Source organism: bacterium (assembly GCA_024742285.1).
Taxonomy (GTDB): Bacteria; Myxococcota_A; UBA9160; order UBA9160; family UBA4427; genus UBA4427.
In genome coordinates this window covers 274,430-291,836 of sequence record JANSYR010000005.1, presented here as the reverse complement: position 1 = coordinate 291,836, position 17,407 = coordinate 274,430, and the positions used below count along the sequence as shown (strand labels likewise).

At 70.1% G+C, this 17,407-nt stretch carries 13 protein-coding genes; 9 read left to right on the top strand and 4 right to left on the bottom strand.

Annotation, left to right across the window (positions count from 1 at the left end):
* Window positions 1-55: 55 nt before the first annotated feature.
* The 6 genes from NXI30_12195 (at window position 56) to NXI30_12170 (ending at window position 7,329) form a co-directional block, all read left to right on the top strand.
* Window positions 56-1,309: a hypothetical protein gene (locus tag NXI30_12195; GenBank protein MCR9094972.1), complete on the top strand. Its 1,254-nt coding sequence runs from the start codon at window positions 56-58 to the stop codon at window positions 1,307-1,309.
* An 80-nt stretch (window positions 1,310-1,389) separates the two neighbouring features.
* Complete coding sequence (locus tag NXI30_12190; GenBank protein ID MCR9094971.1) at window positions 1,390-4,374, top strand: DEAD/DEAH box helicase; 2,985 nt, start codon at window positions 1,390-1,392, stop codon at window positions 4,372-4,374.
* A gap of 132 nt (window positions 4,375-4,506) precedes the next feature.
* Window positions 4,507-4,809, top strand: coding sequence for a hypothetical protein (locus NXI30_12185; GenBank protein ID MCR9094970.1), 303 nt, complete (start codon window positions 4,507-4,509; stop codon window positions 4,807-4,809).
* 90 nt (window positions 4,810-4,899) lie between these two features.
* Window positions 4,900-5,601 (top strand): histidine phosphatase family protein, encoded by a 702-nt coding sequence (locus NXI30_12180; GenBank protein ID MCR9094969.1) that lies wholly within the window; start codon window positions 4,900-4,902, stop codon window positions 5,599-5,601.
* Complete coding sequence (locus NXI30_12175; protein MCR9094968.1) at window positions 5,598-6,335, top strand: 3-hydroxyacyl-CoA dehydrogenase family protein; 738 nt, start codon at window positions 5,598-5,600, stop codon at window positions 6,333-6,335. Before NXI30_12180 ends, NXI30_12175 begins: the two co-directional genes overlap by 4 nt.
* 7 nt (window positions 6,336-6,342) lie before the next feature.
* Window positions 6,343-7,329: a hypothetical protein gene (locus NXI30_12170; protein ID MCR9094967.1), complete on the top strand. Its 987-nt coding sequence runs from the start codon at window positions 6,343-6,345 to the stop codon at window positions 7,327-7,329.
* Between the two features lie 4 nt (window positions 7,330-7,333).
* Here NXI30_12170 and NXI30_12165 read toward each other — a convergent pair whose 3' ends face one another.
* Window positions 7,334-8,782, bottom strand: a complete 1,449-nt coding sequence (locus NXI30_12165) for a glyceraldehyde-3-phosphate dehydrogenase (protein MCR9094966.1) — start codon at window positions 8,780-8,782, stop codon at window positions 7,334-7,336.
* Between the two features lie 244 nt (window positions 8,783-9,026).
* On the opposite strand from NXI30_12165, the gene NXI30_12160 reads away from it, so the two are divergent.
* Window positions 9,027-10,223 carry an MFS transporter gene (locus NXI30_12160; protein ID MCR9094965.1) on the top strand — a complete coding sequence of 399 codons (1,197 nt, stop codon included), beginning with the start codon at window positions 9,027-9,029 and terminating at the stop codon, window positions 10,221-10,223.
* 13 nt (window positions 10,224-10,236) lie between these two features.
* On the opposite strand, the gene NXI30_12155 is transcribed toward NXI30_12160, so the two are convergent.
* Both NXI30_12155 and NXI30_12150 read right to left on the bottom strand, forming a co-directional pair.
* A complete protein-coding gene (locus NXI30_12155) occupies window positions 10,237-11,058 on the bottom strand; it encodes a DUF928 domain-containing protein (protein ID MCR9094964.1) in 822 nt (273 codons plus the stop codon).
* Entirely contained in the window at window positions 11,055-13,016 is a 1,962-nt protein-coding gene (locus NXI30_12150) for an adenylate/guanylate cyclase domain-containing protein (protein ID MCR9094963.1), read from the bottom strand. The genes NXI30_12155 and NXI30_12150 overlap by 4 nt, the downstream gene beginning before the upstream one ends.
* A 360-nt stretch (window positions 13,017-13,376) precedes the next feature.
* Between NXI30_12150 and pheS the strand changes: the two genes are divergently transcribed.
* The gene (gene pheS / locus NXI30_12145) at window positions 13,377-14,393 is read left to right on the top strand and encodes a phenylalanine--tRNA ligase subunit alpha (protein ID MCR9094962.1); all 1,017 of its coding nucleotides are present in this window, start codon (window positions 13,377-13,379) and stop codon (window positions 14,391-14,393) included.
* Complete coding sequence (gene pheT, locus NXI30_12140) at window positions 14,393-16,846, top strand: phenylalanine--tRNA ligase subunit beta (protein MCR9094961.1); 2,454 nt, start codon at window positions 14,393-14,395, stop codon at window positions 16,844-16,846. Before pheS ends, pheT begins: the two co-directional genes overlap by 1 nt.
* 34 nt (window positions 16,847-16,880) lie before the next feature.
* Here the strand turns inward: pheT and NXI30_12135 are convergent, their stop codons facing one another.
* On the bottom strand, window positions 16,881-17,396 hold the full coding sequence (locus NXI30_12135; GenBank protein MCR9094960.1) for a ribonuclease H-like YkuK family protein: 516 nt from the start codon (window positions 17,394-17,396) through the stop codon (window positions 16,881-16,883).
* Window positions 17,397-17,407: the final 11 nt, after the last annotated feature.

The window sequence follows — 17,407 nt, the reverse complement described above, 5'->3', positions numbered from 1 at the left end:
GACGCCGTCGCGCGCCGGCCCCCCTCCTCTGCACGGTCTACACTGCGCCCCGCCCATGCGTCAATCCCCTTCGATCTCCAATCCGCGCGCGCTGCCGAAGCCCGTCGTGGAGCTCTGCGCCCACCTGGAGGAGCGGGGCATCGCTTCCTTCAGCCACGGCGAGGGCTTGCTCCACGACCTGCATACACGGCCGACGCCGAGGGTGCCTTCCCGGTCGCTGCTCTGCGCAGGCACGCCGGGAGCGCTGCTCGAGGCGCTGCCCCGCGCCGTGGTCAGTGCCGAGGGCGGCCGACGCCTCACCCAGGCGACCGCCGAGGGACCGGTCGACCTCGTGCCGTGCGACGCGCACGCACCCGAGGAGCGCCTCGCGCGGTTCGGCCTCGGCCCCTACGCCTTCGCGTTCCGCCCAAAGGACGAATCCTGGCTCGACCCCTTCGGTCGCCTCGCCGGATTTCTGGCCGGCGAGCTCGAGCTCGCCGCGAACGAGGCCTCCCCCTCGCCCTTCGCGGCGGCGCCGCGGCGCTACTGGATCGCCGCGCGCCTGATCGCGGAACACGGCCTGCGTCCGACCTCCCTGCTGATCGACTCGGCGCGGGCCGCGTTCGAGGTCGCCGCTCCGGCGCTCCCCCAGGCGGCACCCGCCCGTCGCGAGCTGACCCGCGTGCTCGAGACGCCGCGCCCCGCCCGCGCCCTCCAGTTCCTGCGCGAGGTCGGCGTCCTCGACTTCCTCGTTCCGGGAACCCAACCGGACCACATCGACCGGCTCGACCGACTTCCCCCGCTCCTGCCGCTGCGCTGGGTGGCGTGGCTGCGGGGCGGCGCGACTGCGAGCGCGATGATCCGTTTCCGCGTGCCCCACGCCCTCGCCCGCAAGGTCGAGCGACTTCAGGCGAGCCATCCGATCGACCGGTCGGTGTCGCCGGAGCGCGATGCCGGCCTTCGCAAGCTGCTCTCGCGCCTCGACGACGAAGAGCTCGAGGCCCTCTTCGTCTGGCGCCGGCTCGAGCTTGCGGACTACAACGATCGGCCGGAGGCGGACCGGGTCGAGGACCGGCTCGTCGCGATCGAGGCCCGCATCGATTCGATCCGCTCGGCCCGGCAGCGTTCCGGCGAGGTCCGCGCCCTGGCCCTCGACGGCACCGCCGTCATGGAACGCCTCGGTGGCGGCCCGGGTCGCCACGTCGGCCAGGCCCTCGGTCACCTCGCCCGCTTCGTCGCGGCGAACCCCGCGGCGAACGAGCCCGCCGCCCTCGAGCAGGAGCTCGTCGCCTGGGCGAAGGCCAATACCAATCTCCTCGACGACGACTGAGCCGGCGCGCGTCGCCGCTCGAAGTGCGCCCGGATCGGTTAGGATCCGCGCGCGCCACCCACGTCCCAACCGGTTCTTCTTTGAATTCTCTGCAGTCGCTCTTCGAGGCCGTGCAGGAGGCCTGTCCCCGCGCGGTCTGGTCTCGTGGGGTCTCCCTCGCGCGCGCCGACGCCGTCAGCGTCGAGGAGCGCGCGGGCGACTCGATCAGCCTCCGCGTCGTCATGCGCAAGGGCCTCGACGCGCCGCAGGTGACCCTGCACCCCGAAGACGAGGACTGGGAGTGCACCTGCAGCAGCCCCGATGACCCGTGTGAGCACGTCGCCGCGGCGATCATCGCGCTGCGCCGTGCGAAGAAGGAAGGCGAAGAGCTGCCCACCCAGGGCGAAGGGCGTGGGCGGGTGGTCTACGACCTCGAGAACCGCGACGGCCACCTCTGGCTGACCCGGAACATCGAGTTCGAAGGCAAGCGCACCGTGCTGAAGGGCAGCCTGACCGCCGCGGCCACCGGCAAGTTCGACGGTCCGGAATTCGTCGCGACCCCGGCCGACCTCGCCGTCGACCGCCAGCTCTCCTCGCGTCCGGCGGACTCGACCTCCCGCCCGAACGTGGCCAACCTGATCGAGAAGCTCGGGGGCACCGATCGCGTGACCCTCGACGGCCAGCCGATCCAGGTCGACCCCGAGCCGATCGGCCTCGTCGCCAAGGTCGTCGATGCGCCCGCCGGGGTGCGGCTCTTCGTGGAACAGGACACCCGGATCGTGAAGGCGTTCCGGAACGGGATCGTGCAGGCCGGCGACGCGCTCCATCCGCTCGCCCCGAACAAGCTCTCGGGACGCGAGCTCGCGGACCTGCCGCGCGGGCGCTTCTTCTCCGACGACGACCTCGCGGTCCTCGTGACCGAGGTCATCCCCGACCTCGAGAAGCGCATCCCCCTCGTCATCGAGAGCGAGAAGCTCCCGACCGCCCGCCGCGGAGAGCGTCCGCGGATCCGGGTCGAGGTCCACCGGGACGGCGACGGGCTCTCGGTCCTGCCGACCCTCGTGTACGGCGACCCGCCGGTCGCACGGGTCGACGCCGGCAAGCTCGTCCACCTCGGCGGCGGCGAGGTGCCGATCCGGATGGAGACGGCGGAGAACGAGGTCGTGGCCAAGCTGCGGACGGAGCTCGGCCTTCGCCCGGGCATCGTCGCCCGCCTCCCCGCCAGCGAAGCGATCCAGCTCGCCGGCCGTCTCGAAGCGACCTCGATGGAGGTGGTCGGCGCCAGCCACCGCGACTTCGAGCTCCGCGGAGATCTCACGCCTTCGATCGCCATCGACGACGACCGACTCACCGTCGACTTCGAGCTCGACCCGGACGCCGCGCACGACGGACTGGACGACCTCGACGACGAGGCGCGTTCGGTCGGGCTCGCGGAGGGCGGGAGCGCGGGGCCCGAGTCGGTGCTGCGGGCCTGGTCGCGGGGCGAGTCGGTGGTCCAGCTCGACGGCGGCGGCTTCGCGCGACTGCCGGCGGACTGGCTCCAGCGCTACGGCGACCGCATCGCCGACCTGCTGGCGGCACGGGATCCGCGCGGGCGCGTCGCACGACACGCACTGCCGGATCTCGCGCTCCTCTGCGACGACCTCGACGAGCCGCCGCCGCCCTCCCTGGACGGGCTGCGACCGCTCCTCGACGGCTTCGAGGGCATTCCGACCGCGGAGATCGACCCCGCGCTCGAAGACGTGCTCCGGGACTACCAGCGTCAGGGCGTCGATTGGCTGGTCTTCCTGCGACGCGCGGGACTCGGCGCGCTCCTCGCCGACGACATGGGCCTCGGCAAGACGCTCCAGGCGCTCTGCGCGATCGAGGGCCGGACCCTCGTCGTCGCGCCCACGTCGGTGCTCCACGGTTGGATCCGAGAGATCGAGCGGTTCCGACCCGGCCTCGAGGTGAGTCTCTACCACGGACCCGGACGTCGACTCGACGAGAAGGCCCAGGTCACGATCACGAGCTACGCCCTGCTCCGTCAGGACGCGGATCTGCTGACCGCCCCGACCTGGGATTGCGTCATCCTCGACGAGGCCCAGACGATCAAGAACCCCGAGAGTCAGATCGCCCGCGCCGCCCACCGCCTGGACGCGAAGGCGCGCTTCGCGCTGACGGGGACACCAGTGGAGAACCGCCTCGACGAGCTCTGGAGTCAGCTCCACTTCCTCAATCCCGGGCTGCTCGGCGGGCGCACCGATTTCCGGAATCGCTACGCGCGACCGATCGCAGAGGGCGACGAGTCGGTCGCCGAGCGCCTGCGCCAGCGCATCCGTCCCTTCCTCCTGCGGCGCCTCAAGGCGGACGTCGCCCCGGAGCTCCCGCCGCTCTCGGAGATCGTGCTCGACTGCGACCTCAGCGACGAAGAGCGCGCGGTCTACGACTCCGTCCGCGCCGCGACGGTGAAGGACGTCGTCGAACGGCTGCGCGCCGGGGGCAACGTGATGGCCGCCCTCGAAGCGCTCCTCCGCCTGCGCCAGGCGGCCTGCCACTCGAGTCTCGTGCCCGGGCAGGAGTCGGAGTCCGGCTCGTCCTCGAAGCTCGAGACCCTCTTCGCCCGCCTCGAAGAGGCCGTCGCCGACGGACACAAGGCGCTCGTCTTCTCCCAGTGGACGAGCCTCCTCGACCTCCTCGAGCCCGGCCTCCGCCGGCGTGACATCGATTGGCTGCGCCTCGACGGATCCACGCGCGATCGCGGCGCGGTCGTGAACGGCTTCCAGTCCGAGGACGGTCCGCCCGTGATGCTCCTGTCGCTCCGCGCCGGCGGGACGGGCCTCAACCTGACCGCGGCGGATCACGTCTTCCTGCTCGATCCGTGGTGGAACCCGGCGGTCGAGCAGCAGGCCGCCGACCGCGCCCACCGGATCGGCCAGGATCGCCCGGTCGTTCTCCACCGCTTGATCGCCCGGAACACCGTCGAGGAGGGCATCCTGCGGCTCCACGCTCGGAAGCGCGCCCTCGCGGATGCGGCCCTCGAAGACGCCGACGGCAGCAGCCGACTCAGCCGGGACGAATTGCTGGAGCTCCTCGAGGGCGCCTGAGCCGGACGGAAGCCCGGGCTGCGCTCCCGTTGCGGCTCGCCTGCGAGCCTCGCGCGGCCGCCCTTCAAAACGAAGGTTTTTCCACCCGTTTCTCTCAAGAGAACGGAATCCACCTCCGAATCGTGCCTTGCAATGGGTGTGATTCACAACATTCAGATCGGGCTGCTCTCGGTTGCCGTCGCGACCCTGCTCGTCCTGGCGCCGGCGGCCGCGGGTGCGGACGAGGCGGCCTCGGCGACCCTCGACCCCATCGAGGCCAACCGCGACGCCCCCGACGCCCCGGCGCTCGCGCCCGAGCGCGGTGCCTTCGACGCGACGGTTCCCCTCACCCGCGCCGCCGCACGCCGCCGGATCGAGACGATGTCGCCCACCGACTGGCTGGCGTCCTACGGCGACGTGGTGGTCGGCCGAACGGGCGCCCCGAACGAGCGCTGAACCGGGCGCCCGAACGAGGCTCCGAGCCCGGCGCGCCGCGTCGTCGCCCCCGGCAGCGTCACGGGACGGGGCGTGTATGATCCGGCCGCCATGGCCGCCGCTCCCTCGGATACCCACGCCCTGCTGACGATCGTCCGTCACGGACAGACCAGCGCCAACATCGACGGCGTCTGGCACGGCTCGACGAACACACCGCTCACCGACCACGGCCGGATCCAGGCCGCCGCCGTCGGCCGCCACATCAAGGCGAACTACCGGCCGGTGACCCACGTCTACGCGAGCCCCCTCGACCGTGCCCACCACACGGCGCAGGCGATCGCCGACCCGTTGGGCCTCGAGCCGGCGATCGATCCGGGCCTCGTGGAATACGACCTCGGCGACTGGGAAGGACTGAGCTTCCACCACCTCTTCGAGGAGAAGCGGCTCTTCCACAACATGCGCGAGGATCCCCACTTCGCGCCGCACGGCGGCGAGTCGCCCCTCGAGGTCGGCCTCCGGCTGGCCGGATCGCTGCGCTCGATCGCCGAGCGCCATCCCGGCGAACGGGTCGTCGTCGTGAGTCACGGGGGCGCCCTGTCGATCGCCTTCGGCGTCCTGATCGACGACGACTATTCGCGCTTCGACCGCATGATGAAGAACTGCGCGATCAGCGAGCTCTCGTTCTCGCCCCGGCCCGACCTCGTGACCTTCAACCAGATCGACCACCTCCCGCCGGAAGACCCGCCGAGCCACACCCGTCAGGGCACGCGCGGCGGGCCTCCGAGCGGCCCCGTTTCAGGAGCTCCGACATGAAGATCGCCGTCATCGGCGCCGGCGTGATGGGCAGCGGCATCGCTCAGGTCCTCGCGCAGGCCGGCCACGAAGTCCACGGGACCGACGTCTCCGAAGAGGTCGTCGAGAAGGCCCGCCTGGGCGTCACGAGCGGGCGCTACGGCGTCGAGAAGGCGGTCACACGCGGCAAGCTCGATCGCGAGACCGCGGATGCGACCCTCGCACGTCTGACGTTCTCGACCGACTTCGAGGGCGCCGTCGCCGATGCGGACCTCGTCGTCGAGTGCGTGCCCGAGCAGCTCGATCTCAAGATCAAGGTCTTCCGCGACCTCGACCGCCTGACGAAGCCCGAGTGCATCCTCGCCTCGAACAGCTCGGGCTTTCCGCTCGCCGCCCTCGCCGCCGCGACCGACCGCCCTTCCCGGGTCCTCGTCTGGCACTGGGCCTCACCGCCGGTCGTGATGAAGTTCGCGGAGATCGTCGTGCGGGACGACACCGAAGAGGCGGCGATCGAAACCGTGCGCCAGCTCGCGGCGGAGTGCGGCAAGCACCCGGTCGTCGTGAAGGACCATCCGATGGCGTGGGGCTACGTCGCGAACCGCGTCTACGCGGCCATGATCCAGGAGGCGAGCCGGGTCGTGAACGAGGGAATCGCGAGTCACGAGGACGTGAACCAGCTGATGGTCGACTGCTTCGGTTGGCCCGTCGGCCCCTTTGCCATGATCAAGGGCGCGTCCTCGGGCTGGGACGAGTAGCCACCGCGTGCGACTCCTCGCGATCGCCGCGCTCGGCCTCGCTCTCGCTGCCCTCCCCGGCGCGGCGAGCGCGCAGTACTCGATGGTCACCGACCCGCCGTCGCGATGGGCCTGGGGCGGCCATGTCGCGGCCGACTTCCGGATGGAGTTCGAGACCGAGAGCGACACGGGCGACGAGTTCGAGGCCTGGCGCTCCGGGATCGAGGGCGACGTCGGCGGTCCGATCAACCAGTCCATCCTCGTCGGGATGGCCGCCCGCTACGCCTATTCGAGCTTCGACTTCAACCTGAACAGCATTCCCCCGACCGCCTACGGCGGAACCCGACTGCCCCGCGACCCCTGGAACACGATCAACACCCTCGATCTCGTACCCCACGCGACGGTCCTCGTGGGGGACCAGGTCTCCGTCGTCACGACGGTCCCGATCCGCTGGGCCGCGGAGAACGGCGCGGATCGGAACGCCTTCGCCGGCGGGATCTCGGCGATCGTCCGCTGGCAGGTGAACGACGACCTGATGGTCGGCGCCGGACTCGGGGTGACGAGCCAGCTCGGCCGGGACGCCGAGACCTTTCCGATCGTGGCCCTCCGCTGGCGGATCAACGATCGCCTCGAGCTCAAGACCGAGGGCGACTGGCTCCAGGGCGGGTCGACCGCGCTCTACTACGGCCCGAACGACACCGTGCACTTCCTGGTGAGCGCCGGCTACGAACGCACCCGCTTCCGGCTCGACGACTACGGCAGTGCCCGCGACACCGACGGCGTCGGCGAGATCACCACGGTGCCCCTCGAGGTCGGGCTCCGCCTCCGGTTCCTGGAAGGAGCCTACTTCGATTTCCGCACGGGGCTCGGCGTCGACGGCCGCATCCGCGTCGAGACCGCCGGCGGCAATCGCCTCTACGACCAGCGCTACGATCCCGCCTGGCGGTGGTCGATGGCGATCCGCGTGCCCTTCGGCGGCGGCGGGGTCCGCGGCGGAAACGACGGTCCGGACTAGACCCTCAGCTGACGTTCCGCTTCGGGAAGTTCGGCATCACGATCCCCGCGAGCTCTTCGAGACAGCGCACGACCTGGCGGCTGTAACCGAACTCGTTGTCGTACCAGCAGTAGATCACGGCGTGGCTGCCCTGGACGATCGTGGCCGGCGCGTCGACGATCCCGGCGTAGCGGTTGCCGACGAAGTCGCTGGACACCACCTCGGTCGACTTCGAGTAGTCGATCTGGTTCTGCAGGTCACCCTCGAGCGACACCTTGAGCAGGTATTCGTTGAGCTCGTCCGCCGTCGTCTCGCGACCCAGGTTCAGGCTCATGACGGCGAGAGACACGTTCGGCGTCGGGACACGGATCGCGTTGCCCGTCAGCTTGCCCTGGAGCTCGGGGAGGCACTTGGCCACGGCCTTGGCGGCGCCGGTCTCCGTCACGACCATGTTGAGGGGCGCAGCGCGGCCGCGGCGCTCCTTCTTGTGGTAGTTGTCGATCAGGTTCTGATCGTTCGTGAAGGCGTGGATCGACTCGATGTGGCCGCTCTCGATCTCGAACTCGTCGTTGACCGCCTTCAGGACCGGAACGATCGCGTTCGTCGTACAGGAGGCCGCCGAGAGGACGTTGCCCGCCTCGGTCATGCCGTGGTGGTTCACGCCGTAGACGATGTTGGGGACGCCGCCCTTGCCGGGCGCGGTCAGGATCACCTTCGAAGCGCCGGGAACGAGGTGCTTCGCGAGATCCTCCTCGGTTCGCCACTTGCCGGTGTTGTCGACGACGATGGCGTCCCGGATTCCGTACTTCGAGTAATCGCACTCTTCCGGCGAGTTCGCGTAGATCACGTGGACGAGGTTGCCGTTGATGATCAGCGCGTTGTCTTCGTGGTCGACGGTGACCTCGCCCGAGAAGGGACCGTGGATCGAGTCACGGCGGAGCAGGCTCGCGCGCTTCGCCAGATCGTTGTCACCGCCGGGGCGGACGACGATCGCCCGAAGGCGGAGGTTGTCGCCGCCGCCGGTCTTGCCGGCGAGGATGCGCGCGACCAATCGGCCGATCCGACCGAAGCCGTACAGGACGACGTCCTGCGGATTGTCCCGGAGGCTCGTCTTGCCCGTCGCGATTCCGGCGAGCTCGTCCTTCACGAAATCCTCGATCGTCGTGTCCGACGCGCCGCGCCAATGGGTCACGAGGTTGCCGAGGTCGATGCGTGCGGGGGCCAGATCGAGACGCGCGACCTCGGAGAGGATCGGGTAGGTGTCGATCGCGCTGATCGACTCGTCGACGTTCACCCGCGCGATGCGGTGGAGCTCGAGGATCTCGAGGGGCGACTTGTTGACGAGGGAGTGACCGAAGATCGTGACGATCACGCCGCGGTCGCGGTAGAGCTCACCGATGATCGGGACCATCGTCTCGGCGTTGCTCTGCTGCTGCGACCATTCCTGAAGGGTCTGCTCGGACTTCTGGCTCATCTGTCTTCCCCCAACTGCCCGATCCCCGCCCTGTGGCGCGACCGGGTGCCCGCGGGCGCTGGACCGGCGCTCCGACGCGGCGGAACGTAGAAGATCCGCCTCTCGCTTTCATGCAACGACGCGCAACCGAGTGTGGCACTCCGCCGTAGAGGCCCACACGGCGCCGGGAGGCGGATTTCGGCGGGGGCGCTGCTACGGTGCGACCCCATCCTGGGTTCCCGGGACGGCCGACGGAGGGACGGACTTGAGCGGAAACACGGGGGATTCGAAGGCGCGACCGCCGCTCTCGGTCCTCTTCTCCGTGATCGTCGTCGACCTGATCGGCTTCGGGATCGTCGTGCCGATCCTGCCCTTCTGGGCCGAGCGCTACGGCGCGAACGCCACCTGGCTGGGAGCGCTCGTGGCGGGCTATGCCGCCGCCCAGTTCGCCTTCGCGCCGGTCTGGGGAAAGCTCTCCGACCGGCTCGGGCGCCGCCCGGTCATGCTCGTGACGATCCTCGGGACGAGCGTCGCCCTCGCGTGGCTCGGCATGGCGGAGTCCCTCTGGCAGATTCTCGCGGCTCGGCTGTTGGCCGGCGTCTTCGGCTCGAACATCTCCGTCGCGACCGCCTACCTGACCGACGTGACCGACGAGGCGGAGCGAACCCGCTGGATGGGCATGATCGGCGCGAGCTTCGCCGTCGGCTTCACGCTCGGGCCCCCGATCGGGGGACTGCTCTCGGAGTGGGGATACGGCACGCCGATGTTCGTCGCCGCCGGCATGGCGGGACTCAACTTCCTCTGGGCGGCCGTGCGCTTGCGCGAGCCCGAACGCCACCATGCCGACGTGCCGGAGCCGGACCTCACGAGCCGCCTCGAAGTCCTGCGGGCGCCGATCATCGGCCGGGTCTGCTTCACCTACTTTCTCTTCTCCCTGGCGGTGACCCAGCTCGAGACGATCTTCGCGCTCCTGATGCTCCACCGCTTCGGCTACGGACCGCTCGGCGTCGCCATGGTGATGCTCGGGATGGCGATCATCATGGGCGGCATCCAGGGCGGCGGCATGAAGCGCCTCTCCGAGCGCTATCCCGAGCGATCGCTCGTCCTGACCGGCCTCGCGCTGATGACGGCGGCGTTCGTGCTCGTGCCGATTCCGGAGACGGTCGCCTGGCTGGCCCTGCCGCTGGGGATCGCCGCCGTCGGGCGCGGGATCGCCCAGCCGCCGATGATGAGCCTCGTCTCCCTCGCCGCGGACGAGGGGTCACGCGGACTCGTGATGGGCGTCTTCCAATCGACGGCCTCGGCGGCACGGATCGTCGGGCCGATCGCCGCCGGCCTGCTCTACGACCAGGGCGCGCAGTGGCCGTTCTGGACGGCGGCGGCGCTGACCGCGACCGGCGTCGCTCTCGCGGTCGGGGTCCCGAAGGCGCCGGCCCCGGCCCCTCAGACGAACGCCGCCTGAGACGCCTCGGCGCCTAACGCGTCTCGCTCTCCATGTAGCGGGCGACCTCGGGCAGCTCGATCTGCTCGAGCAGCGCGACCTCCTGACTATGCAGCTCACCGTCCGCGGGGCTCGCGTCGCGAGCGCTTCGCAGCGCCGCCAGCGCGTCGTACCAGATCCCCGAGAGCGCGTACGGCGCGAAGGCGCCCGGCTCCGCTTCGAGAGACCGCTCGAGCTCGTCGCTGGCGGCGACCCGCTCGATCACCCCTTCCGTCATGATGTCGTTCGACCGCCGCTTCGCGTCTCGCACGACCGCGACGCTCCATCGGTAGACCCGGCCCCGCTCGAGCTCGATCCCGTGGTCCGACAGATCGAGGCCGTGGATCCCCGCCTCGACGGGGGTCGGCAGCGTGAACTCGAGCAGCGGGTCGATCGCGTCGTCGTCGATCAGCACGACGTCGATCCGCGCGTCGGTCTCTCGGGACAGGTACCAGTACAAGACGGGCTGCGCGCGGGTCGTCAGGCCCTCCGCCGGCGCGACGACCGCGACGCGGATGCTGCTGACCGCACTCGTGTCGACGCCGCGCGTCCCACCCGCGGCGCTGCGCCGGGCCTTCCCGCGATTCGGGGGCACGAAACGGATGAGGGCGGCGGCGTTCGCCTCGCCGGCGGCGGCCGCTTCGCGCCCAGCGGCCTCCGCGGCTTCCGCCGCCTTCTCCGCCTTGGCCTCGTCCTTCTTCGCTCGGGGCGGCGACTCCGCGAGCGCCACGCTCGCGAGGAAAAGAACCGCGAGCGCGATCGTCGATACGCCGCGCGCCGTCGCGTCCGTGAAGAAGCTTCGTCTTCGGTTCGTCATGTCCGGTCCTCCTCCGCGCTTCCGGCCCGCTCGCCATGCACGCGGTAGATCTGCAGGGGTTCGTCCTTGCCCTTCACGGCGTGACGCCCGAGGTCCTCGACCTCGAAGCCGTCGCCGATCAACTCACGGGTCCGCTGACCGATCAGGATCCGCTGGAGGGCGGTCTCCTGATCGAAATCGAGCGCGCCGCCGATCCCCTCGAGTCGTGCGGCGGTATTGATGGTGTCGCCGACCGAGGTGTATTTCTGTCGTTCCTCGCCACCCAGGGAGCCGACGACCGCCGGCCCCGTGAAGAGCCCGATCCGCTGGCGTCCGACCGGCCAGCCCGCCTTGGCCCACCCCTCGTTCAAGCGTTCGAGGGTCCGCCCCATCTCGAGGGCACAGCGCACGGCGGCCACGGCGTCCGCGGCGATCTCTTCCTCCGTCTCGGACAGGACCGGCACGCCGAAATTGGCCTTGATCCCGTCTCCCACGTAGTCGTCCACGTGGCCCTTGTCATATCGCTCGATGACCTCCGTCATCGCGCTCATGTAGGTGTCGATCCACTCGATGAGCTCGCTCGGCTCCATCTTCTCCGCCGCGGCGGTGTAGCCCTTGAGGTCCGAGAGGAGCGCGGTGATCACCCCGCGCCGCGCCTTGAAGCGGCCCCCCTCCAGGAACTCGTCCCGCCGATCCCACATCCAGTCCGCCACACGTCGCGACGTGAAGCGGCGAAACATCATGGTGAGCTCCCGCTGATCCCGCGCCTCCCTTCGCGCCCGATCGCCGACGGCCAGGCCGCCGCCCACGACCCACGCGAACGCGGGCGCGACCGTCGGCACCCAGACCCCGGCGGCGAAGAGCCAGGCCCCGACTCCGACCAGCACGGCGAGGCCCGCGACGAACGCGGGCACGGCCCATCCGAGGGAGCCGAGCAGGAGCGAGAGGCCGATCCCGGCGGCGCCCCAACCGGTGATCCAGGCGAGCTCCGCGACCTCGCTCCAGCTGCCGCGCGGGACCGCCTCGCCCTCGCCCATGCGAATCAGCTGCTCGGTCACGTGCGCGTGGATCCGGAAGCCCTTCACGGCCTCACCCGGCGCGTGCGGCGCGTTGAAGTCGTCCTTCACGCTGGGGGCGTCGGTCCCGATGATGGCGATCCGTCCGGCGACCCGATCGGTCGGGAGCGGCTCGTCGAAGAGCGACGTGAACGCGAGCGGCCGGATGGCCGCATCGGCCCGCGCGTAGTCGAGCGGGAACTGATAGCCCCCAGCATCCAGCCGCGTGTAGGCCCCGAAGTCGGACTCGAGGGCCGGCACCACCGTGTCGCCGAGCCTTACCCAGTCCGCGTTCGTGTCGTCGGGACCGAGATGGATGCCCTGCCTCGCCAGATGACGCAGCGCGAGCTGGAGACTCAACGACGTGTGCGCCGTGCCATCCTCGTCCCAGGCGAAGAGGTAGCCCCGCCGGACGACCCGGCCCGGATCGAGGAGCAGGTTGTTGAACCCGACCTGCGCGGGCGACGCGAACGCCGGCGCCGCGATCCCACGCTGATCGTCGGAGCCGAGCAGCTCGCTGACGACGACGCCGTCGTCGCCGGCGATCACGCCTTCGAGCGCCGCCCAGCCGGCGAGCTCGGTTGCGCTCGGTCCGGCCGGACCGTCGCGGTAGAGGTCGATGCCGACGGCAGTCGCACCGGCTTCCCGCAGGCGTTCGATCGCCTGCGCCAGGACCGCATCCGGGAGCGGATAGCCGAAGCGTTCGAACTCCGACTCCCCGATCGGCACGAGCAGAACGGGCGCCTCGTCGACCACGTCGCCGTGCAGCGAGCCGACGAACCGGTCGTGGATCGCCATCTCCAGGCCACCGAAGAGCCCCGCGGCCCGCAGACCGAGGCAGAGCACGATCGCGCCGATCCCCAGCAGGATGCCCGGAGCGCGCTGCGTCATCGCCTCGCCCTGTCGTAGGTCGACCCTCGCCATCCCTGGCTGTCTCCGATCTTCAATCGAGTTCGAGACATAGGATCGGGACTCCGGGCGCCAGTCGGCGTGAAGGGGTTCACAGAGCGGACGATTCCAGCGAGGCCTGGCCCGCCCACCCCGGAGTTTGCCCCGTTCGGCCGGATCCGGCGCCGGGCGCGCCCCAAAACCCCCTCGATTCGGTAAGATCCGCCGACCCCACCCCCGGGTGGCCCCCCAACCAACGCCTGGATCACGGCCCGTCCCGCTCACGACCCGCTCCGGTCGCGAGGTCGGCGAGCCGCCAATCACTCGACGCCGTAGGGGCGCCGGCCCATCCGGCTCCGCCTCGGATCGGCCACGACAACCGGCGAGAGGACTGTGATGGATCCGGAAGCCACGCTCGAAGAAGCGCGCCAGCGCATCGAGGCGTGCGAGGACGCGGCGGCGCTCAAGGACGCCCTTCGCGACTACGTCGGCAAGAAGGGCGCGATCTCCGCGATGCTCGCCGAGATCCCGAAGCTCGATCCCGCCGACCGCAAGGCCCACGGCCAGAAGGCCAACGCCCTCAAGCAGTCGATCCTCGCGCTGGTCGAGGCGCGTCAGTCTGCGCTCGACGCGTCGAAGCTCGACGCGGCGCGGCGGGCGGACGACTTCGACCCGACCCTGCCCCCGCCGCCCGCCCCCCGCGGCAGTCTGCATCCGATCACGCAGGTGACCCGCGAGCTCGAAGACCTCTTCGTCTCGATGGGCTACGAGGTCCTCGACGGCCCCGAGGTCGAGCTCGACCACTACAACTTCGAAGCGCTCAACATCACCAGGGACCACCCGGCCCGGGACTCCCAGGACACCTTCTACTGCGACGAGATCGGGACGCTCGTCCTCCGCACGCACACCTCCCCCGTCCAGGTCCGCGCTATGGAAGGCCGCACCCCGCCCTTCCGCGTGATCGCGCCCGGCCGCGTCTTCCGGCAGGAGACGACGGACGCGAGCCACGACCACACCTTCTACCAGATGGAAGGACTCGTCGTCGGCAAGGACATCTCCGTCGCGCACCTGATCGGGGCGATGAAGACGCTGCTGCGCGGGATCTTCGGTCGCGACCTCGACGTCCGGCTGCGCCCGGGCCATTTCCCCTTCGTCGAGCCGGGCTTCGAGCTCGACGCGCGCTGCCCCTTCTGCTCCGACGGCTGCTCGGTCTGCAAGGGCACGACCTGGATCGAGCTCCTGCCCTGCGGCCTCGTCCATCCGAACGTCCTCCGTGCGGGCGGCGTGGATCCGGAGGAGTGGAGCGGCTTCGCCTTCGGTCTCGGCCTCTCGAGACTCGTCATGCTCAGGCACAACATCGACGACGTACGCCACCTGCTGGACGGCGACGTGCGCTTCCTGGAGCAGTTCTGATGTACGTCTCGATGAAGTGGCTGTCGCGCCACGTCGATCTCTCGGACATCTCGCCGGAGCAGCTCGCCAACGACCTGACCCTCTCGACCGCGGAGGTCGAAGGCGTGGAGCGCTTCGCACCCCAGCTCCACGACGTCGTGGTCGGCCACGTCCAGGTGAAGGAAGCCCACCCGGACGCGGAGAAGCTCTCGGTCTGTACCGTGGACGTCGGCCAGGACGAGACGCTCACGATCGTCTGTGGGGCACCGAACGTCGCGGCCGGACAGAAGGTCGCCGTCGCGACCGTCGGCACGACGCTCCCCGGCGACTTCAAGATCAAGAAGTCGAAGATCCGCGGCGTGCCCTCCTTCGGGATGATCTGCTCGATCCGAGAGCTCGAGCTCGGCGACGAGCACGATGGGATCTGGGTCCTGCCAGAGGATTGCGCGGTCGGCGCACCGGTCGCCGTCGCCCTCGGCGTCGACGACTGGATCATCGAGATCGACAACAAGTCGCTCACCCACCGCCCCGACCTCTGGGGCCACCGCGGCATCGCGCGGGAGGTCGCCGCGATCTACGAGCTCGAGCTGCTCCCCCTCGACACCTCGCTGCCTGAGACCGGAGCCGGTACGCCCTACCCGATCTCGATCGAGACGCCGGGCTGCTCCCGCTACGTCGGACTCCCGATCGACGGCGTGAAGCCCGGCCCGTCGCCGGACTGGCTCCGCTGGCTCCTGCTCGCGGTCGGCCAGCGACCGATCGACCTCCTCGTCGATCTCTCCAACTTCGTGATGATGGACCTCGGCCAGCCGAACCACGTCTTCGACCGGAACCGACTCGAAGCCGACGGCGGCGGCCGCGGGATCGTCGTGCGCAACGCGCGGAACGGCGAGACGATCGAGACCCTCGACGGCGAGGCCCGCACCCTTCGCGACACGGATCTCCTGATCTGCGCCGGCGACACCCCGGTCGCGCTCGCCGGCATCATGGGCGGAGAAGGCTCGAAGGTCGCCGACGAGACGGACTCCCTCCTGCTCGAGGTCGCGACCTTCGAGGCGACGACGGTCCGCCGGACGTCGACCCACGTCGGCCTGCGGACGGATTCGTCCGCGCGCTTCGAGAAGTCCCTCGACCCCACGCTGCCCCTGGCGGCGGCGGGCCACTTCGCACGCCTGCTCTCGGAGATCCACCCCGAGGCGTCGTTCCCCGCGCCGCCGACGGACGTAGGCAGCTGGACCGATCCGGCTTCGACGATCGAGCTGCGCTTCGAACGCGTCCGCACGGCCCTCGGCAAGCGGCTCCCGAACGAGGAGATCCGTCGGATCCTGGAACGCCTCGAGTTCGGGATCGAGGACGGCACCCACGGGCAGAGCGTCGATCTCTACGACGTACACGTCCCGTCGTTCCGCGCGACCAAGGACATCACGATCGAGCAGGACCTCGTCGAGGAGATCGGCCGGATCCACCGCTACGGCAACATCGACGAGAAGCCCCTCCACTTCGACATCGTCCCGCCGCCCCGGGACGAGCGACGCCTCCTCGTGCGCCAGCTCCAGGATCGACTGGCCGGCGGCGCGCGCTTCCACGAGAACCTCTCGTACTCGTTCATCGACGACGGTCTGCTCGAGAAGCTGGGCGAGCTCGAAGCGCCCCACGTCTCGGTGATCAATCCGGTCAACCAGAGCGAGTCGAAGATCCGCCGCAACGTCGCGCCGAGCCTCCTCCCGCGGCTCGAGGCCAACCGACGGAACCGGACCGACGTCCGGCTCTTCGAGATCGGCAAGGCCTACGAGCCGGAGAACGGCAACGATCGCGGCGAACCGAAGGAGCGCCATCTGCTCGCGCTCGCCTGGGCGGGTCAGCGGCCGGGTGAGAAGGCGGGCTACGCCGAGAACCGGCTGATGGGCCTCCAGGCGATCGTGAACGACCTCGTGCGGTCGCGGGGCTGCGGCACGCCGCAGTGGAGCGCCGACGGAGACCGACCGGCCTGGGCCCACCCCGGGAAGTGCCTCTTCCTGCGACTGGACGGGACCGACGAAGTCGTCGGTGTGGTGGCCGAGATCGAACCGGGTCTGGCACCGCAGCTCGGACTCTCGGGTGACCTCGACAGCGAGGTCGCCGTGGGCGAGCTCTGCCTCGACGCGCTGCTCGCGGCGTCGCTCTCGGGCACGGGCTACGAGCCGCTCCCGAAGTTCCCGGGGATCAAGGTCGACGTCGCCGTCTCCTGCGACGAGTCGATGAGCGCGGGCGCGCTGATCGACCTGATCGAGCAGGCCGGCAAGAAGCAGGTCGCCGACGTCGAGCTCTTCGATCTCTATCGCGGGGAATCGATCGGTGCCGGGCGCAAGAGTCTCGCCTTCCACGTCCTGCTGCAGAGCGAGACGAAGACGCTCTCGGACAAGGACGAAGCGAAGTTCCTCAAGCGCTTCGAGAAGCTGGTGGGCGACGCGGGCGGAGAGCTGCGCAAGGGCTAGGCCGCCGCCCCTGGACGGACGTCGCTACGCGCTCTTACGCGGCCCGCATCCGCGCCCGGAAGTGCTTGTTCTTGACCGCGAAGTCCGCGACGTGCGAAGCGCACCACGCGTTCGGCTTCACGAGCACGGGGAATCCCGAGCCGGCGACCATGCCCGCGAGCTGCTTGACGTAGTCGCTCGAATCGAAGCGCTCGTCCGGGTTCGCATCGACGTGGACCCAGATGCGCTGGTCCGCGGGCTGGAGCGAGAAGGCCTCGTGCATCTTCATGGCGAGGTCGAGCGAGAGCCAGGTCTCCGTCGAGAGCTTCTCGAAGAGCGAGATGTTCTTGCGGTCGTAGCGGCGGGTGTAGAAGACGCGGCCGCCCTTCCCCGGATTGAGCACGCAGGCGACGGTCACGAACTCCATCCGCGACGAGGACTTCTGGGCGTCGGTCCCGATGTGGACGACCTGTCCCTTGCGAACCAGCGATCGAACGGTGCCCATCACGTCGAGCACCTCCGCGCCGCCCAGGGTCCACCAACGACTGGAAAGCTCTAGCTCCGGCTTCATCTCGTCTCCTG